The sequence below is a fragment of the Herbaspirillum huttiense genome, from assembly GCF_004367745.1.
In the GTDB taxonomy this organism is placed as follows: domain Bacteria; phylum Pseudomonadota; class Gammaproteobacteria; order Burkholderiales; family Burkholderiaceae_D; genus Herbaspirillum; species Herbaspirillum huttiense.
This window is the reverse complement of sequence record NZ_CP037993.1, coordinates 3,307,507-3,326,060: the sequence shown is the minus strand read 5'-3', so window position 1 is coordinate 3,326,060 and position 18,554 is coordinate 3,307,507. Positions and strand designations below refer to the sequence as shown.

General features: G+C 61.6%; 13 protein-coding genes and 2 tRNA genes. 6 read left to right on the top strand and 9 right to left on the bottom strand.

From position 1 onward, the window contains the following. Positions 1-108: 108 nt before the first annotated feature. The gene (locus E2K99_RS14950; protein ID WP_134222742.1) at positions 109-1,728 is read right to left on the bottom strand and encodes a DUF3300 domain-containing protein; all 1,620 of its coding nucleotides are present in this window, start codon (positions 1,726-1,728) and stop codon (positions 109-111) included. A gap of 433 nt (positions 1,729-2,161) precedes the next feature. Between E2K99_RS14950 and E2K99_RS14945 the strand changes: the two genes are divergently transcribed. From E2K99_RS14945 to E2K99_RS14935, 3 genes are all read left to right on the top strand, one after another. After that, positions 2,162-2,620, top strand: coding sequence for a GNAT family N-acetyltransferase (locus E2K99_RS14945; RefSeq protein ID WP_034333342.1), 459 nt, complete (start codon positions 2,162-2,164; stop codon positions 2,618-2,620). A gap of 417 nt (positions 2,621-3,037) precedes the next feature. Further along, positions 3,038-4,657 (top strand): methyl-accepting chemotaxis protein, encoded by a 1,620-nt coding sequence (locus E2K99_RS14940; RefSeq protein ID WP_134222741.1) that lies wholly within the window; start codon positions 3,038-3,040, stop codon positions 4,655-4,657. A 202-nt stretch (positions 4,658-4,859) separates the two neighbouring features. Next, the gene (locus E2K99_RS14935; protein WP_134222740.1) at positions 4,860-6,479 is read left to right on the top strand and encodes a methyl-accepting chemotaxis protein; all 1,620 of its coding nucleotides are present in this window, start codon (positions 4,860-4,862) and stop codon (positions 6,477-6,479) included. A gap of 113 nt (positions 6,480-6,592) precedes the next feature. On the opposite strand, the gene E2K99_RS14930 is transcribed toward E2K99_RS14935, so the two are convergent. Next, positions 6,593-7,090 carry an SgcJ/EcaC family oxidoreductase gene (locus E2K99_RS14930; protein ID WP_134222739.1) on the bottom strand — a complete coding sequence of 166 codons (498 nt, stop codon included), beginning with the start codon at positions 7,088-7,090 and terminating at the stop codon, positions 6,593-6,595. 889 nt (positions 7,091-7,979) lie between these two features. Between E2K99_RS14930 and E2K99_RS14925 the strand changes: the two genes are divergently transcribed. Genes E2K99_RS14925 through E2K99_RS14915 form a run of 3 tightly spaced genes read left to right on the top strand, consistent with a single transcriptional unit; the run spans position 7,980 to position 9,573 of the window. Beyond that, the gene (locus E2K99_RS14925) at positions 7,980-8,213 is read left to right on the top strand and encodes a hypothetical protein (RefSeq protein WP_013234868.1); all 234 of its coding nucleotides are present in this window, start codon (positions 7,980-7,982) and stop codon (positions 8,211-8,213) included. A 45-nt stretch (positions 8,214-8,258) separates the two neighbouring features. Next, on the top strand, positions 8,259-8,549 hold the full coding sequence (locus tag E2K99_RS14920; protein WP_013234867.1) for a helix-turn-helix domain-containing protein: 291 nt from the start codon (positions 8,259-8,261) through the stop codon (positions 8,547-8,549). Further along, the gene (locus tag E2K99_RS14915; RefSeq protein ID WP_166675074.1) at positions 8,542-9,573 is read left to right on the top strand and encodes a reverse transcriptase family protein; all 1,032 of its coding nucleotides are present in this window, start codon (positions 8,542-8,544) and stop codon (positions 9,571-9,573) included. Before E2K99_RS14920 ends, E2K99_RS14915 begins: the two co-directional genes overlap by 8 nt. Before the next feature lie 143 nt (positions 9,574-9,716). Here E2K99_RS14915 and E2K99_RS14910 read toward each other — a convergent pair. The 7 genes from E2K99_RS14910 to E2K99_RS14880 all read right to left on the bottom strand — a co-directional run bounded on the left by E2K99_RS14910 (position 9,717) and on the right by E2K99_RS14880 (position 18,357). Next, positions 9,717-9,793 (bottom strand) — tRNA-Arg (locus E2K99_RS14910). A 94-nt stretch (positions 9,794-9,887) separates the two neighbouring features. Further along, positions 9,888-9,964: transfer RNA gene (locus E2K99_RS14905), tRNA-Pro, on the bottom strand. A 68-nt stretch (positions 9,965-10,032) separates the two neighbouring features. After that, entirely contained in the window at positions 10,033-12,810 is a 2,778-nt protein-coding gene (locus E2K99_RS14900; RefSeq protein ID WP_134222737.1) for a nitrate reductase, read from the bottom strand. Between the two features lie 40 nt (positions 12,811-12,850). After that, positions 12,851-14,074 (bottom strand): NAD(P)/FAD-dependent oxidoreductase, encoded by a 1,224-nt coding sequence (locus E2K99_RS14895; RefSeq protein ID WP_051156323.1) that lies wholly within the window; start codon positions 14,072-14,074, stop codon positions 12,851-12,853. A gap of 1 nt (position 14,075) precedes the next feature. Then, positions 14,076-14,438 carry a nitrite reductase small subunit NirD gene (gene nirD / locus E2K99_RS14890; RefSeq protein ID WP_134222736.1) on the bottom strand — a complete coding sequence of 121 codons (363 nt, stop codon included), beginning with the start codon at positions 14,436-14,438 and terminating at the stop codon, positions 14,076-14,078. 26 nt (positions 14,439-14,464) lie between these two features. Continuing rightward, entirely contained in the window at positions 14,465-17,038 is a 2,574-nt protein-coding gene (nirB, locus tag E2K99_RS14885) for a nitrite reductase large subunit NirB (protein ID WP_134222735.1), read from the bottom strand. Positions 17,039-17,049: 11 nt separating this feature from the next. Continuing rightward, entirely contained in the window at positions 17,050-18,357 is a 1,308-nt protein-coding gene (locus tag E2K99_RS14880) for an MFS transporter (protein WP_121041806.1), read from the bottom strand. Between the last annotated feature and the right edge of the window lie 197 nt (positions 18,358-18,554).

Below are 18,554 nucleotides of genomic sequence, written 5' to 3'. Positions count from 1 at the left end.
CCCGAGATTATAACTGAAGCGGCCCGCTTGCCCGCATGTTTGCCGGGAGGCAACGTGCGCGCGGCGGGCCGCTCAGGCGATCACTGGCGGGGCAGAGGCGCTGCAGGATCAGGAGCGTTCGTCGCGACGGTCCTCGCGCCGCTGATGGGCGTCGCGCTGCTGGGCCTGCTGCTGGCGCGCCTGCTGTTCATGCTGCGCGGCCTGATGTTGCTGCTGTTGCTGACGGGCTTGCTCCATCTGGCGATGCTGCTGCTCGCGCTGTTGGTTCATCATCTGCTGCTGGCGCTGCTGCTGCTCGCGCTGCTGGTTCATCATCTGCTGCTGGCGTTGCTGCTCCTGTTGTTGATGCTGGCGCATCTGCTGCTCACGCTGTTGCTGCTGCAATTGCTGTTGCTGCATCTGCTGCTGGCGTTGTTGCTGCTGTTGCACCTGTTGCTGGCGCTGCTGCCACTGGCGTTCCTGGGCCTGCTGCTGTTGGCGCTGCTCCTGCGCTTGCTGATCGCGCTGGTGTTGCTGGTCGCGGATCATCTGCTCACGCTGGCGCTGCTGGTCATTGGCCTGCTGTTCACGCTGGCGTTGCTGATCGATGGCCTGGCGCTGGCGGAACTGATCCTGCTGGGCCAGTCGCTGCTGCACGTTGTCGGCCACCGGCAGCGGACGCGGCGTATTGGCCGGGAAGGGCTGGCCCGCTTGCGGTTGCGGACCATGTCCATTCCACGGCGGCACGTGCTGCGCCTGGACCAGGTTCTGTGCCTGCGGACCGGTCAGCGGGCGCTGTCCCGGCGGCGGGGCCAGCGCAGGGGCCGGTTGCTGCGCATAACGGCCGCCGGCGTAACGCGGGTCGTGATGCCACACCACCGGCCGCTGGTTCATGCTCACGTTGCGGTTCACGTTGATGTTGTTGTTGACGTAGCGATTGTTGATGACGTTGGTGTTGTTGACGTTGTTCACGTTGGTCACATTGGTGACGTTGTTGATGCGTGTCTGCGTCACCATCACCTGGCGCTGGCGCCAGTCGGGACGCGCATCGCCAAACACCGCACTCATGACGCCAATGCCCACCCCGAAGCTGATGCTGGCCGAGAAGCCCGGCTCATAGCTGGGCGGACGATAACGCGGCGGTGGCGCCCACACCACCGGCGGAGCCGATGGCCACCACCAGCTGCCATACACCACGGTCGGGTTGTAATACGGCACGTAGACCACCTGCGGATTGACCGGCACGATCTCGATCACTTCATCCTGCACCACCACGCGCTGCTGCGGGCTGGATTCCAGCGTGCCGACGATGCGGGCGCGTTCGCGCAGGTTCTGTACCGTATCCATCACCGAGGGCTGCTGGGCGAGGAAGGCCTGTCCCAGCTGCTGGGTCCAGTCGAGGCGATCATTGAGCATGGCCAGCACCGAGGGGAACTGCACCAGCGCCTTCACGCTGGGATCCCACGGCATGGGGGCCACGGCGCGCGCCAGGCCATCGCCCTGCAGACCGCGCCGCGCTTCGACAAAGCGCTGGGCCTGCACCACTTCCAGCGGATAGGTCGAGGCCATCAGCACCTGGGCCAGCAGCGAATCGGGATAGAGTGCCACCGGGGCCAGCATCTGGTCCAGCTGTTGCTGGGTATAGACGGGCGCGGGCGGCGGTGCATAAGCGGTCTGCGCCTGCACGGGCAGGCCTGAGACCAGAGAGAAGACCAGGCAGGTGGCCCAGGCCAGGGATGTCTTGTTCACGTTGTTCTCCTTGCGCGATGGCGTGCAGCCGGAAGAGGAAAAACAAATTGCCAGGTCCGGCGCACTGAGGTGAGCCTATGGTCTGCCAGCTCGGAGAGGCGAGGTGTAACGGAATTGCAAGCGATGTTTCAGCGCCGGATAGGCTGAGCCTGCGTGGTTGCCGAGGGGAAAGCCTTGCGCAAGGCAGGGGAGCCTGTGGCATCATGAATGGCCACGGAACAAATCTCATCAACGGAATCGATCAATCGAGCGGTTTTCATGCTTCGCGCAGATCAATCGCCACGCTTCCTTGCACGCGCTGCAGCGGCCGGACAATCAGGGCCGGCGTGCCTTTTCTTGTTGAAGAGAAACGTTCTAAACAGTTTTCGCAGTACCCGCAGTACGTACCAAGGCAAATTTTTTACGACAACAAGCCATCAAGCAAGGAACGACCATGAGCCATCACCTGATCTGGCGGCGCGATGATTTCCTCATCGACACCGATCCCGACCGGCTGGACATCCCCCTCATCCACGACGTACTGACCCATTCGAGCTGGTCTCCCGGCATCGACCTCAACACCGTGCGCACGGCGCTGGCCAACAGCCTGTGCTTCGGCCTCTATCGCGGCAAGCAGCAGATCGGCTTTGCCCGCGTGGTGACCGATCACGCCACCTTCGGCTACCTGTGCGACGTCTTCGTCGTCGGCGACCTGCGCGGCCAGGGCCTGGGCCGCTGGATGATCGAATCAGTCAACCAGCATCCCACGCTGCAGAAACTGCGGCGCGTCATGCTGACCACATCTACCGCCCCGTGGCTGTATGCCAGCTGTGGTTTCGAGGCCATCAATCGCGGTGACTTCGTGTGGCATATCTCGCGTCCGGATATCTACAAGCAGGGCGTGCAGCAGTAGATCGGCATTTCCTGACCGGCGGAGCGCAGTGTGGCTCCGCTGAGTTTCCTTGCCGGTCTTCGCTGGCTTTGCCAGTAAACTTAGTTTTTCAGCGCTTTCCCTTCCTTGTTCCTCTCTCGCTTCTCGCCTGACGATTCCTGCGGCGTGCGATGCGATGGCTTCGCCGGTCTCCTCCTTCCGTTTCCCTTCCTAAGTATTTTTATTCCATTCGCCGCGTAAAACCAGCGTGTACGGGGCCTGCAACTTAGTTTTGATGAACACTTGATCCAGTTCCGGTCGCAATGACCCAAAGATGATCCGCATCAAGAAGCGGCCAGATGTGAATTTTCATCATTTTTGCAGACTTATAATTTTGGCACTCATTCATTTCAGCTCATCGACCCGCTGCGCCATGCTGCGCACCCACGAATCCTGACCATGACCATTGCCAACAAACTCCGTCTGCTTCTGCTCGCCGTCGTCCTCGGCCTGGCCAGCCTCACCGGCTTGAGCATCTATCACAGCAACCGCATTGCCGATGCTGCCAGCTATTCGTCGTTCAACACGGTCCCCAGCCTGCTGGTGCTGGGGGAGGCGGGTGAAGCGGTCTTCCGCATCCGGGTTGGTATCTGGCGCTATGCCGCTGCCACGGATGCCGCCACGCGCGCCAAGCTGGAGAAGTCCATGAACACGAACCGCGACAAGGTCATCGCCGCCTTCGACCGCTACGAGAAGGAAGATCTCTCCGACGCCACCGACCGCCAACTGCTGCAGGCGGACCGTGATGCCTTCGCCGATTACGAGAAGAGCCGCCAGGCCGTCGTCGCCCTGGGCGCTGAAGGCAAGACCGAGGAAGCCTTGCATGCGGTCGAGCACCAGGTGGTCCCGCCCGGTGACAAACTCATCAATGCCCTGACGGCCCATCGCCGCTACAACGAGCAGCTTGGCCAGCAAGGCGTGCAGGCGGCGCAGTCCAGCCTGCGGTCGGCGGTGGTTCAGGCGGTGCTGATGAGCCTGGCCGTGTGTGCAGTGGTAGCGGTGGTGAGCCTGCTGATTTCGCGCACCATTTCCACGGCACTGGGGGAGGCCATCATGACGGCCCGCGCCATTGCCACGGGCGACCTCAGCACCCGCATCCGCCGCCGCGCCAATGATGAAGTCGGCCAGTTGATGCAGGCCATCCAGCAGATGAGCGACAGCCTGGTGCGCATCGTCAGCAACGTGCGCAACAGTGCCAACACCATCGCCACCGCCACGGCGGAAATCGCCGCCGGCAATCTTGACCTGTCGGCGCGTACCGAAGCCCAGGCCGGTTCCATCGAAGAGACCGCGTCGGCCATGGAGCAACTGACCGCCACCGTGCGCCAGAATGCGGACAACGCCCAGCAAGCCAATGTGCTGGCCACATCCGCCTCCAGCGTCGCTACCGAGGGTGGCCAGGCGGTGCAGCAGGTGGTGCAGACGATGGACGAGATCAATGCCTCCTCCCTGAGGATCGTGGACATCATCAGCGTGATCGACGGCATCGCGTTCCAGACCAATATCCTCGCGCTCAATGCCGCCGTGGAAGCAGCGCGTGCTGGCGAGCAGGGACGCGGGTTTGCGGTGGTGGCGGCCGAAGTGCGTTCACTGGCCCAGCGTTCGGCTGCGGCTGCGCATGAGATCAAGGAACTGATCGATGATTCGGTCGGCAAGGTGGAGAGCGGCAGCCGGCTGGTCGCACAGGCAGGCCAGACGATGCAGCACGTGGTCGACAGCGTGCGCCGCGTGACTGACATCGTTGCCGACATCACGGCCGCCAGCGCCGAGCAGAGCGATGGCATCGTGCAGGTCAACCAAGCCATCGGTTTGATGGATCAGGCGACACAACAGAATGCGGCGCTGGTGGAGCAGGCGGCTGCGGCCTCGCAGTCGATGCGGGAGCAGGCTGCCGGCCTGGCGGAAGCGGTGGCGGTGTTCAAGCTGGCGCATGAGGTGCAGATGCTGGGCGAAGCAGGGACGGGCGTGGCGGCGGCCGGCACCTTGGCAGGCCGCGAAGTACTGGCCTTGCCGGCCTGATACGGAGGGTGCGGGTCAGTCTTCGTCAGAGCAAGAGTCTGTCGTTGAGGCTGATTTCTTTCTGGCGATGTGCCGGTTTGCGGGTGGTCAGGAGTGGTCATGAGATGTGAGCGTTGGTGATCCTCAGTTGGGCTAAGGTTCGTGCTGCCCGGTTGGGCAAGCATTCTGCAGTGACCCACTCATGCGCCCAGGAGAGCCGAACATGACCATTGCCAAGAAGCTGTACCTTCTCATCATCGCCGTCATTGCGGGCCTGTGTGCGCTGGCGGCATTGAGCATCTACCAGAGCTACCGGGTGTCGGCGGCAGCCGGTTATTCGACGCACAATACGGTCCCCAGCATCCTCGCTCTGGATGAAGCGATCGAGGCGGTTTACGCGATACGGCTGAATGTGGCGCGCTACTTCATCGAGCCCACGACCCGGGACAAGATTTTCCCGGTGATCGAGGCGCTGCATGACAAGGTGCAGGCCGCCTTCCTCAAGTTCGAGAAAGAATGCATCTCCGACGCGACTGACGCAACGATGCTGGAGCAGGACCGTGCTGCCTTTGCCGATTACGAGAAGGCACGACACCAGACCTTGGCCCTGGTCGAGACCGGGCAGCCGTCCGAACTGCAGCGCGCGCGGGAAGAGCTGCTGGTCCCCGCCGGCAACCGATTGATGAAAGCCCTGATCGAGCACAAGCAGTACAACGCTCAACTGGGCCGCCAGGGGATGGAGAATGCTGCTTCCATTCTGGAATCCTCCATCGTCATCATCGTTGGCGTCAGCCTTTTGATCGGCACGTTGGTGGTGGGCTTGAGCCTGCTGCTGGTGCGCATGATCGCAACTTCGCTGCGTCACGCCACGCACGTGGCCGAAGCCATTTCCCGCTACGACCTGACCAGCAAGATCGAGCACGCTGCCCGTGATGAAATCGGCCATCTGATGCAGGCGCTGGGCCGCATGAACGACAGTCTGCGCAAGATCATGGGTGGCGTGGGTGACAGCACTGGCACGATCCAGGTGGCCGCGCGTGAAATCGCCACTGGCAATCTTGACCTGTCTTCCCGCACCGAATCGCAGGCGGGCTCGCTGGAAGAGACGGCCACCGCCATGGAGCAACTGACCGCCACCGTCCGCCAGAATGCGGAGAACGCGCGCCAGGCCAGCGAACTGGCGATCTCGGCCTCGGCCGTTGCGGCCCAGGGTGGCAAGGTGGTGGATGAAGTAGTGCTGACCATGGAGGCCATCAATGCCTCGTCGCTGAAGATCGTGGACATCATCAGTGTGATTGACGGCATCGCTTTTCAGACCAATATCCTGGCCCTGAATGCAGCGGTGGAGGCAGCGCGTGCGGGCGAGCAGGGGCGCGGTTTTGCGGTGGTGGCCTCGGAGGTTCGTTCGCTGGCCCAGCGTTCGGCCACTGCTGCCAAGGAGATCAAGGAACTGATCCAGGATTCGGTCGACAAGATCGGTGCCGGTGGCCGCCTGGTCACGGAGGCGGGCAGCACGATGGCTCAGGTGGTCACGAGCGTGGGCCGGGTCACCGATATCGTCAGCGAGATCAGCGCGGCCAGCACTGAACAGAGCCAGGGCCTGGAGCAGATCAATCAGGCCATCGGGGCCATGGATGAAGTCACGCAACAGAATGCGGCGCTGGTGGAGCAGGCGGCTGCGGCTTCGCAATCGCTGCAGGAGCAGGCGGTGCAGCTGGCGGGTGCGGTGCAGGTCTTCAAGCTGGATCGTGAACGGGAGCTGGCCATTGACCTGGTGTCCGGGGAGACTATCCCGGAGCGGGCTGCCGATCTGCTGCTGGTGGGTGGGCGGGTGCAGGCTTGAGGAAGATCGGTACGCATTGAGGGACGCATTGCTGCGTCCCTCTTTTGTTTCTCGTCTTTCTCTTTTTTCTTTTCTTCAGGGCGACGGCAATGTCGTACTGAATTGAAGCGTTCTTACTTCTCCGGCATGCCTGAAGAATGATGGCTGGTGATCAGCCACTCCCTGCCATTCCATTCATAGGTAAAGCTGTAACGGGCATGCACGACCTGGCCGGTGGTGCCGAAGGTGAAGCTGTAGAGGCCGGCATCGATGGCGGTGTTGCAGCCTATCCAGAGCCAGCGCTGGTCGATCTTGCCGACGGGCTTGTTGTGAAGGAAGTGTTCGAAATAATCAATGCGCTCTTCGTTGGTGAACCGGGGCTTGTTGGACACGGTGGGCAAGAGCAGGGAGCGCGGGGCGTAGTTTTCGGCGACGGCTTCGGGATCGAGGGTTTGCAATGACGCATTCCAGCGGTCGAAGAGGGCGGCAATTTCTTTGCCTGTGGTTGATTTGCACACCATGCCGTTGCCGGGGCCGGCATAGGGCAGGTCGGGAGCGGGTTTGCTCGACGGGGTCGAGGCGCAGCCGGTGAGGATGAGTGCCAAGGCTGATGCGGAAAGGACTGTTTTCATTTTTCCCCCTGTTAATTTTTATGTTCAGGTGTTTCGCTGAAGATCGCTGACCGGAGTTGGCGTCTTCAGCGCTGGCTATTTTAAGCGGCGGGATTGGTTTTTGCTGAGAAATCGTTAGTGCGCTAACGCATTGCTTACTTGCGATAATTCGCCGATGAGGGGCCGGGGATAGTTCCTGTGAACGCCCCTAAGTCGATGCTGTCATTACGTCGATTTTCGGTATTGGCATAGAGCAAGCTGCTGATGAAGCGGTCGTTTAATTTCCAGTGCGTTGACCATGATTATCGAGGTCATAATGAGATGTGCCGCTCTCTCCAGGTGGGAGGCTTCTGTGGATGGTTCCGCCTATCTGAGGTGGTCGAAAGCGCGGTGAGGGATTATGTTGCGGGGGCGGGCAGGGGCAACATGACCGCGAGGTAGCGCCGTTGTGCTCGCAAATAATCGGGATAAATTTTAGCCGCGGGTTACGGCGGGCACGACCCATTGCGACGGGCATAGCTGCCGATAACTACTTCCAAATTTCACTGTCAGTAAATTTATTTGACTGTTGGTGAAATACATGGTCTACTACGTATCGGCTGAGTGTTATCGCTCAGGTGTTCTCAGAGATCCTTTTTTCTCAGTAAGTAAGAGTTGCGTAACTGTCTCTTTACCGAGACCGCCTTCTTCCAGAAGCGGGCTATGTTGTCTGAGCTGCGTGCCACATGGCGCAGCGTAACGAGCTCCTCCCCCAACGCTTCGATCGTGCCAGAAACCGGAACGACGATCCGATCGGGACTGCTCTAAGACGTACGACTGGTGATGGGCTTGTTATGTCGGGTTGGCTCCTTCCGGCTCTTTGCTTAACGGGACTGGGCAATTTCGCCCGGATTGAAAAAGGAGCAGCATCATGCAGTACAACTCTCTTGAGAGCAGCGTTCGCACTTTGAAAAAGCTGCGAGACGCGCATCACGGCCAACTCGACGTTAGCGTCGTGGCTGAACTGGATAGTGTGATCGGCGAACTTGAGCGCATTGACGCACAAGTGAAGGGCCCGCAGCTGGAGTCAATTGGCTTGCGCGCGCTTCAGGTGATCGCTGTAGTGCTTAATTTGATTAGCAACATCAAGGATCTAATTAAGTGAAGGTTCAGCCCGTAGGCGCAGCAAGCCCATCAAATTTTTGTTTTTATGAATCTCGGTTCCGCCATCCAACTATGCAGGGTAAAGCAGGGGCTTTCGCAGTCCGCCTTGGCTGAAAAGGCAAACTGCTCCGTGTCTTATCTCTCGATGCTAGAGAACTCGAAGAGAGACCCAACGCTGTCGACAATAAAGTCAATTGCAGGCGCTTTGGGTGTGCCCATTGAAATACTGTTCTTCTTGGGTGCAGATGAGGGTGAACTGGCAGGAATAAACAAAGACCTAGCAGGTCAGCTTGCGGATACGGCTCTCAATCTGCTCAATACGCGACATGATGAGTGAGTTTCCCAACTATCCCCACCAAAGAATTGGAACGCTTGATGCGCTAGCACGTGTGCTGGCCGTTCCCAAGGATCACCTACTGACGGTGGCGAGTAGGGCCGAGGTTCTATACCGGATTGCAGCTCAAGAGCAAAAAGCGGATGGCTCAATCCGTCAAACATTTGATGCTAAGCCCAAGCTAAAAGAGATTCAAAGAAATATCAAAGAGCGACTGCTGCAGAAGGTCAAATTCCCTCCTTACTTGCAAGGGAGCCTCAAGGGGCGTAGTCCCCGATTAAACGCCGAGTCTCATAAAGGCGCGCATCTTTCCATTTCCGAGGACATTCAGAATTTTTTCCCGAGCGTCGGGCGGGATCACGTCATGAGTATTTGGCGAGACTTTTTCCGATTTTCGGACGAGGTCTCTGAGCTATTGACTGCGCTAACAGTGAAAGATGATGGAATTCCGCAGGGTGCTATAACTAGCTCCTACATGGCGAATCTTGTTTTTTGGGACTACGAGCCACGACTAGTTGAGCAGTTGGCAGCTATGGGTCTGACGTATACGAGGTACGTGGATGACGTAATCGTCTCGTCGCGCCACCATCTCACCAAAGAGGTCCAGTCGTTGGTTGTGGCAAAGATTTACGGAATGTTGGGGCGTTATTCTCTGCGTCCGAAGCGCGCCAAACACGAAGTGTCGACCCGATCCAAAAGGATGACGGCCACGAAACTCGTGATAAACAAGCGGGTGGCACTCCCTAAAGAGACGCGACAAAACATCCGTGCGCAAGTATTTGCGATTGAGCGGAGAGTTCTGGATGGCGACCGAGGTGCAGATTTGGTAAAAGCTTTGGCGAGCGCATCTAGTCGAGTGGGACGTCTTGCGAGTATGCACCCGACGATGGGGCAAGGCCTCAAGGCACGGCTTAAGGTCGTTCGTACAACATTGGCTAGCGAATCCCCGCCAGAGGCATTCCAGGTGGCCGTGGCAAGCCGGGTGCCCCAGAGCGTGGAGGAGGATTTTGTTCCGCCGTGGGTGTAGCCGAATCGTGCAAGCTAATCAAGTTACTGCGCTTGATGTAGTTCTGGTGCAGTGCGCGTGCAAAATACAGTGGTCATCGTTGCGAATGCGTCCCGCCGTTGGCTCGTAAGTGCCTGATCTGCAAGGAAAAACGCGAGGAAGCTTGGCCTGCCCTGAGGGACTCGAACCCCCGACCTATGGCTTAGAAGGCCATTGCTCTATCCAGTTGAGCTAAGGGCAGTTCGGCGTGGCTGGCGGTGATGCTGCGCCGATGCGCTACCGCCAACGATCCAGAAAAGAAAACGGGCTGTCACAGACAGCCCGTTTTTGATGAGTGGTCGGAGTACAAGGATTCGAACCTTGGACCCCCTGGTCCCAAACCAGGTGCGCTACCGGGCTGCGCTACACTCCGAGAAGCGAGATAATAGCAGCATCTCTTTCAAATGGTCAACAAAGAATGCAAATTCTTCAAAGAAGATCCTAAGCCGCCGTCTCCCGCTCCCGTGCTTCGGCCTCGCCCTGCACCCTGATCTCCACCATCAGCTTTTTGATCTCCGGCACGCACGAGCCGCAATTGCCGCCCGCTTTCACACAGGCCGTCACCTGGCTCACCTCCGTCAATCCCTGCGCACGGATCGCATTGCAGATGGTGTTGCGTCCCACACCAAAACACGAACACACCGTCGGCCCGGCGTCAGCACCTTTCTCAATCGGCTGACCCACGAGCAGGCCGACGCGGTCAGCTTCTTCCAGCTTCTCCTTGGCAAACAGTCCCGCCAGCCACGAGCGCGAGGGCAGGTCAGGGCGCGCCGACATGAACAGGCACATGTCGATGCGATCATCCACCACATGCACCGCGCGATAGCTGCCATCGCTCAGGTCTTCATACTCCAGCCAGTCCGCATCATCGGCCTGCACGCCCAGCAGCCCCCTTGCCCACGCGGTGTGGTCGCTGATGTGATTGCGGCCGGCCAGTTCATATCGCACAAAATCCCGCCCCTGCACGCGTGTCCAGTGGGTGATGTCATCCAGCTCCAGCGCATGGCGCGTGAGGATGAAGCCATGCCAGCCCACGCGGAATTCTTCGATCGCCACCGGCGTGTGCTTGAACTCCGGCTCGCCCGAGAGCGGATCGACCACCGGATTGACCACCGCCCCCACACGCGCATCGGAGGCGGACTGTCCGTTCCAGTGGATCGGTACGAACACATTGCCGCGCGGGATGCCGCCACCATGCTGCACGCGCGCCACCATCGCCCCCCAGCGGCTGCTGATGCGTGCCAGGCCGCCTTCGCGCACGCCATACAGCAGCGCATCCTGCGGGTGCAGGTCGATGAAGGATTCCGGAATATGGCTGGCCAGCGTGGCCGACTTGCCGGTGCGCGTCATGGTATGCCAGTGATCGCGCACACGGCCGGTGTTGAGGATCAGCGGGTAGTCCTCGCAAACGGCGTGGCCCGGCGTACGCGGCGCGGTCGGCACAAAACGCGCACGCCCATCGGCGTGCGTGAAACGATGATCTTCCAGGACGCGTGCCGTGCCGCTGACGCTGCCATCGGACAAGCGCTGCACCGGCCACTGGATGGGTGCCAGCGCGTCATACGCGGCCTTGTCCATGCCGGTCAGGCCGGAGAGATTGAAGACGCGGCGTGCGCGGTGTGCACCTCCTGCATCGGCCTCGCCATTGCGATGCGCGGAGAGGCGCGCGTGTTCGTCAAAGATCGCATGCGGGCCGTCGAAATCAAATCCCGCAAAGCCCATGCGCTGCGCGACCTCGCAGATGATCTGCCAGTCACTGCGCGCCTCGCCCGGTGCCGTGAGGAAAGCCCGTTGCCGCGAAATGCGGCGTTCGGAATTGGTCACCGTCCCATCCTTCTCGCCCCAGGCCAGCGCCGGCAGCAGCACGTGGGCCAGTGCATTGGTATCGGTTTGCGTGATGACATCGGAAGACACCACCAGCTCGCACTTCTGCAAGGCGCGCTGCACCAGGTCGGCATCAGGAAGGCTCACCAGCGGATTGGTGGCCATGATCCACACCGCCTTGATGCGGCCTTCCTCGATGGCGCGGAACATGTCAACCGCCTTGAGTCCCGGCTTGTCCGCGATACGCGGGGATTGCCAGAATTCCTGCACGATCTCGCGATGCAATGGCTGGTCCAGGTCCATGTGCGCGGCCAGCATGTTGGCCAGCCCGCCCACCTCGCGTCCGCCCATCGCATTGGGCTGGCCGGTGATGGAGAAGGGGCCCATGCCGGGCTTGCCGATGCGGCCGGTGGCCAGGTGGCAGTTGATGATGCTGTTGACCTTGTCGGTGCCGACCGAGGATTGGTTCACGCCCATGGAAAAACCGGTGACGACCTTCTCGGTCTCGGCAAAGGCTTCGTAAAAGTCCAGCAAGTCCTGCAGATCCACCTTGCAGATGCGCGCTACCGTGGCGGGATCGGCGCACTCGGCATCGGCCACTGCCAATGCCTCGTCGAAGCCATTGGTGTGCGCGGCGATGAAGGCGTTGTCCCGCAGGCCGCGATGGGCGAGGTAACTCATCAAGCCGTTGAAGAGCCACACATCCGTGCCCGCCTTGACGGGCAGGTGCAAGTCCGCCAGTTCGCAGGTCGCGGTGCGGCGCGGATCGATCACGATCAGGCGCAGGGCAGGGCGGGTCTCCTTCAGTTTGGCGATGCGCTGGAAGAGGATGGGATGGCACCACGCGGCATTGGATCCGACCAGCACGATCAGGTCGGCCAGCTCCAGGTCTTCATAGCAGACCGGCACCAGGTCTTCACCGAAGGCGCGCTTGTGGCCGGCCACCGCCGAGGACATGCACAGCCGCGAATTGGTATCGATGTTGGCGCTGCCGATGTAGCCCTTCATGAGCTTGTTGGCGATGTAGTAGTCCTCGGTCAGCAATTGTCCCGAGACATACAGGGCCACGGCGTCCGGACCATGTTCAGCGATGACGGCAGAGAACTTGCTCGCCACCTGGTCCAGCGCCTGATCCCACGAAACCTGTTGCAACGCGCCCTGCGAATCGCGCACTTGCGGATGCAGCAGACGGCCATCCAGATCCACCGTTTCGGCGAGGGCCGAGCCTTTCACGCACAGGCGGCCGAAGTTGGCGGGATGCTGCACGTCGCCCTGCACGCCGATGCGGCCATCGTCCTTGAGCGAAGCCGTTACGCCGCAGCCCACGCCGCAGTACGGGCAGGTAGTCGAGGTGGTGGCCACGGCCAGGGCCAGCGGGGTCTGTGCAAGATTCATTGGTATCCTCTGTTACTAATTGCCGTGGTCGCCGCAATGGCTAGGCAGCATGCTGGCACATGGCCTGTCCAAACGGCAGTTCGCGCCGGAAGGCGCTGATGTCCCGTCCACTCTGGATCAGGTCGAAGTACCACGGTCCGTCTTTGACATCACCATACAGCACCGCACCGATGAGGCGCGAGCCGCGCAATACCAGGCGCTTGTAGATGCCGCGTCGCGGGTCGCGTACCACCAGATCTTCGGTATCTTCACCGCCGATGAAATCGCCTGCCGAATACAGATCCACGCCGGTGACCTTGAGCTTGGTCGCCGTGGCCTGCTGCACATAGCGGCGATGGCCGGCACCGGCCAGATGCGCACCGCACACGCGCGCCTGGTCCCAGATCGGGGCCACCAGTCCGAAGGTGGCCTTGCGGTGCTGCACGCATTCACCCACGGCATAGATACGCGGGTCATAGGTCTGCAGGGTGTCGTCAACGATGATGGCGCGCTCGCAGTGCAGGCCTGCCGACTTGGCCAGCGCGATGTTGGGGCGCACGCCCGCCGTCATCACCACCAGGTCGGCGGGAATGCTGCTGCCATCCTTGAAGCGCACGGCGGTCACGCGATCCGGGCCGACGATCTCGTCCGTATGGGCGTTGAGGAGGAAGCGCAGGCCCTTGTCTTCCAGCGCTTTTTTGAGCAGGGCGGCGGCGGGCTTGTCGAGCTGCTGGTTCATCAGCGCATCCGTGACGTGCACCACGGTCACGTCCATGCCTTGGCGCATCAATCCATTGGCCGCTTCCAGCCCGAGCAGGCCGCCGCCGATCACCACGGCATGGCGATGCGTGCGCGCGGCTTGCAGCATGGTGTCCACGTCCTGGATGTCGCGGAAGGCGATCACGCCCGGCAGTTGATGGCCCGGCACCGGGATGATGAAGGGTGTGGAGCCGGTGGCCAGCAGCAGGCGGTCGTATTTCACCGCGAGGCCGGATTGCGCGTGGACGGTACGCTGGCGGCGGTCGATCTGCACCACCGGGTCGCCCGCATGCAGGGTGATGCCGTGTTCGTCATACCACGCGCGCGGGTTGAGCATGATGTCATCGATGCTCTTGTCACCGGCCAGCACCGGCGAGAGCATGATGCGGTTGTAGTTGCCGTGCGGCTCGGCACCGAAGACGGTGATGTCGTAGAGATCCGGTGCGAGCTTCAACAATTCCTCGACCGTGCGCATGCCGGCCATGCCATTGCCGACCACCACCAGCGAGGGCTTGGCGGTCGTCATCTCAGCCACCGATCCAGACCTTGCCTTCATCGATACGCGCCGGCCAGGCGGGTACCGAATTGGCGGGTTCTTCCAGGCATTGCCCGGTGGTGAGGTCAAAGTGATGCTTGTAGATCGGCGAGGCCACTACGATGCGTTCGCCCAGGTTGCCCACCAGGCCGCGCGAGAGTACGGCAGCCTGGGCGTTGGGATCGTAATTGCCGATGGCGAAGACGCGCGGCTGCGGCTCGCCCTGGCTGCGGTCGATCACGTGGAAGATGGCTACCTGCTGGTCACCGATCAGCGCGGCCACGCCCGTGTTGGGGACGATCTCGGCCAGTTCGCAGACGGGGGTCCAGTGCTTGATTTGTTGGTCGCTGTTCATGCCGGGCTCCTGATTTTTCCTGATGTTCACACGGTCTCGACGACGACCGGAATATCGAGCAGCTTCTTCTCGGCCACCGTGGCCGGACGGATCTGCCCGCGTTCCTCGACGAACTTGATGTTGCCATCGGCCGCCTTGCTGTTGACGAAGTGGCGGAAGCGCTTGCGCGTTTCCGGATCGGTGACGGCCTTCTTCCATTCGCACTGGTAGGTGTCGACCACGCGCTGCATCTCGGTTTCCAGCTCGGCGGCGATGCCCAGCTTGTCGTCGATGACCACGCTCTTGAGGTAATCCAGTCCGCCTTCCAGGTTCTCGCGCCAGGTGCTGGTGCGTTGCAGGCGGTCTGCCGTGCGCACGTAGAACATCAGGAAGCGGTCCACGTAGCGGGTCAGGGTTTCTTCATCCAGGTCGGAGGCGATCAGTTCGGCATGGCGCGGTTTCATGCCGCCATTGCCGCAGACGTACAGGTTCCAGCCCTTGTCGGTGGCGATGATGCCCACGTCCTTGCCTTGCGCCTCGGCGCATTCACGGGTGCAGCCGGAGACGCCGAACTTGATCTTGTGCGGCGAACGCAAGCCCTTGTAGCGGTTTTCCAGGCGCACGGCGAAGCCCACGCTGTCACCCACGCCGTAACGGCACCAAGTGGAACCGACGCAGGATTTGACGGTGCGCAGCGACTTGCCGTAGGCGTGGCCGGTTTCGAAACCGGCGGCGATCAGTTCTTCCCAGATATCCGGCAGCTGGTCCACGCGGGCACCGAACAGGTCCACCCGCTGGCCGCCGGTGATCTTGGTGTAGAGGCCGTATTTCTTGGCGATCTGGCCGACCGCGATCAGGCCATCGGGTGTGACTTCGCCACCGGCCATGCGCGGCACCACAGAGTAGGTGCCATCCTTCTGGATGTTGCCGAGGAAGTAGTCGTTGGAATCCTGCAGGCCAGCGTGTTCCTTCTTGAGCACGAAGTCGTTCCACAGCGAGGCCAGCACATTGGCCACCATCGGCTTGCAGACATCGCAGCCCAGACCGCGACCATGCTTGGCCAGCAGTTCATCGAAACTCCTGATCTGGCCCACGCGCACCAGGTGGTGGATTTCCTGGCGGGAGTAGGGGAAATGTTCGCAGACATGGTTGTTGACGGCCAGGCCCTGCTTCTTCATCTCGGCCTTCATCACCTGCGTGACCAGCGGCACGCAGCCGCCGCAGGCGGTGCCGGCCTTGGTGCAAGCCTTCAGGTCGCCAATCGTCGTGACACCCGAGGCGACCGCTGCACACAGCTGGCCCTTGGAGACATTGTTGCAGGAGCAGATCTGCGCCGATTCCGGCAGGGCATCCACGCCCAGGCCGGGTTTGGCCTTGCCGTCGGATTGCGGCAGGATCAGGAATTCCGGCGACTCCGGCAGCTCGATCTTGTTGAGCATCATCTGCAGCAGGGTGCCGTACTCGGCGGCATCGCCCACCATCACCGCGCCCAGCAGGTGCTTGCCCGATTCGGAGACCACGATCTTCTTGTAGATCTGCTTGCGTTCGTCGGTGAACTGGTAGGAGCGGCTGCCGGCTTCCTTGCCGTGCGCATCGCCGATGCTGGCCACGTCCACGCCCATGAGCTTCAACTTGGTGCTCATGTCGGCGCCGTTGAAGGCCGGCACTTCGATGGCGTCATCGCGGTGCGAGAGCAGGTGCTTGGCCGCAGTGCGGGCCATGTCGTAGCCGGGGGCGACCAGGCCGAAGATCTTGCCATTCCACAGCGCACATTCGCCGATGGCATAGACGGCCGCGTCCGAAGTCAGGCAGCTGTTGTCGATGACGATGCCGCCACGGTCACCGACCTTCAGGCCAGCCTGGCGCGCCAGTTCGTCACGCGGGCGGATGCCGGCGGAGAACACGATCATGTCGGTTTCCAGGTGAGAGCCATCTTCGAAATTCATGCGATGGGTGTGCTGCTTGCCATCGACGATCTCGACCGTGTTCTTTTGCGTATGGGCGGTCACGCCCAGTTCCTCGATCTTCTGGCGCAGGATGCGGCCACCGCTTTCATCGACCTGCACCGCCATCAGGCGCGGCGCAAATTCGACCACGTGGGTTTCCAGCTTCAGGTCACGCAGGGCCTTGGCGCATTCCAGGCCCAGCAGGCCGCCGCCGATGACCACGCCGCTCTTGGAACGGCTGCCGCATTCCAGCATCGCTTCCAGGTCTTCGATGGTGCGATAGACGAAGCAATCCTTGCGCTGGTTGCCCGCCACCGTCGGCACGAAGGGATAGGAGCCGGTGGCCAGTACCAGTTTGTCATAGGACAAGGTCTCTTCTGCGCCGGCCACATTGGCCACCACCTGCTTGCGTTCCAGGTCGATGTGCCGGGCCTTGGCATTGAGCTTGAGATCGAACTGCACCGGGCTGCGGCCGGCGTCGAAGAAACCGGGTGCCACCAGCGACAGATCTTCCGCGCTCTTGCCTGCAAAGAATTCGGAGAGGTGCACGCGGTCGTAGGCCGGGCGCGGTTCTTCACAGAGGATGGTGACCTTGAGGTCGCCTGCGCCGCTCTCGGCCAGGCATTCCAGGAATTTGTGGCCGACCATGCCGTGGCCGATGACGATGATGTTCATGGGTGCTCTCCTCAGGCTGCAACTTTGCTGTCGGCCAGGGCGGCATCGCCGCTCTTGTCCGACGCGGTGAAACGGATGGCCACTGCGCACAGTGCCGAAATGGTCACCAGCACGCCCAGCATCGACAGCGTCTGCTGGGTGTTACCCAGGCCCTTCATCAGGAAGCCCGCGGCCACTGCACCGACGTTGCCACCGGCACCGATGATGCCGGCCACGCCGCCGAGTGCCTTGCGGTCGATGAAGGGCACCAGCGCATAGGTCGCGCCGCAGGCCATGTGGGTGAACAGGCCGAAGCACAGCATGGCGATGACGGCGGCCACCACGCTGCCGGCATGGGCGAACCACAGCAGGCCCAGGCCTTCGCCCAGCATCATCACGAAGAGCAGGGTGGCGCGGCGGTTCAGGCCGCCACGCAGGGCCACCTTGTCCGAGATGTAGCCGCCCAGGGCGCGAGCAAACAGCGCCAGCAGGCCGAAGCTGGCAGCAGCGATACCGGCCGACTCCAGCGAGAGCTGGAAGTGGTCCACGTAGTAGATGGCAGCGATGTTGTGGATGAAGATTTCCACGCCGAAGCAGGCACCGTAGGTGATGAAGAGCATCCAAACGCGATAGTTGGCGGCCGCTGCACGAAAGCTGGCCCAGCCGCCGCGCTTGCCGCTTTCGATGGTCACGCCGGCGGCGCGCAGTTCGTCATAGTTGCCTTCCGGGCAGTCCTGGGTAAAGCGCCAGTAGAGCGCGGCCATCACCAGCATCAGCACGCCCGGCACCAGCAGCGCCGCACGCCAGCCCCAGCCTTGCGAGACGCCCAGCATCAGCATGGCGGCCATCAGCAGGGGCATCACGCCCTGTGCCACGCCGCCGCCCGCATTGCCCCAGCCGGCCGTGGCCGCATTGGCCGTGCCGACCACGTTGGGAGCGAACATGACCGAGGTGTGGTACTGGGTGATGACGAAGCTGGCACCAACGGCACCGATGAGCAGGCGGAAGAACAGGAAGCTCTCGTAGCTCTGCGCGAAGGCCACGCCGATGACCGGCACCGCGCCGGCCAGCAGCAGGCCGGTATAAGCCTTGCGCGGACCGAAGCGGTCGCACATGGGGCCGATGATGAGACGCACCAGGATGGTCACGGCCACTGCCGCGATGTTGATGTTGGCGATCTGGCCGGGGGTGAGGTGGAATTCGCCCTTGATGACCGGCATCAGCGGCGCGCAGGCGAACCAGGCGAAGAAGCAGACGAAGAAGGCCATCCAGGTGAGGTGGAAGGCGCGCATCTGGGGCGTGCCCAGGGAGAACAGCGCGATACGATTGGATTTGCTCATGTCGGGTCCCGTAAAAACAAAAAGGCGCCCGCTCGAATCCGAGGCCTTGCCTCGTTTCAAGCGGACGCCATTGTCCGTATGCATTGCAGATCCATCGTTAGATCGGCATCAAAGTGGTGGATCGTCCTTGATCCTGATGGACATTGAGCAAAGGCCGTGCCAGCCGCAGGGTTTTGACGCGGAGGCTGGATGGGCGC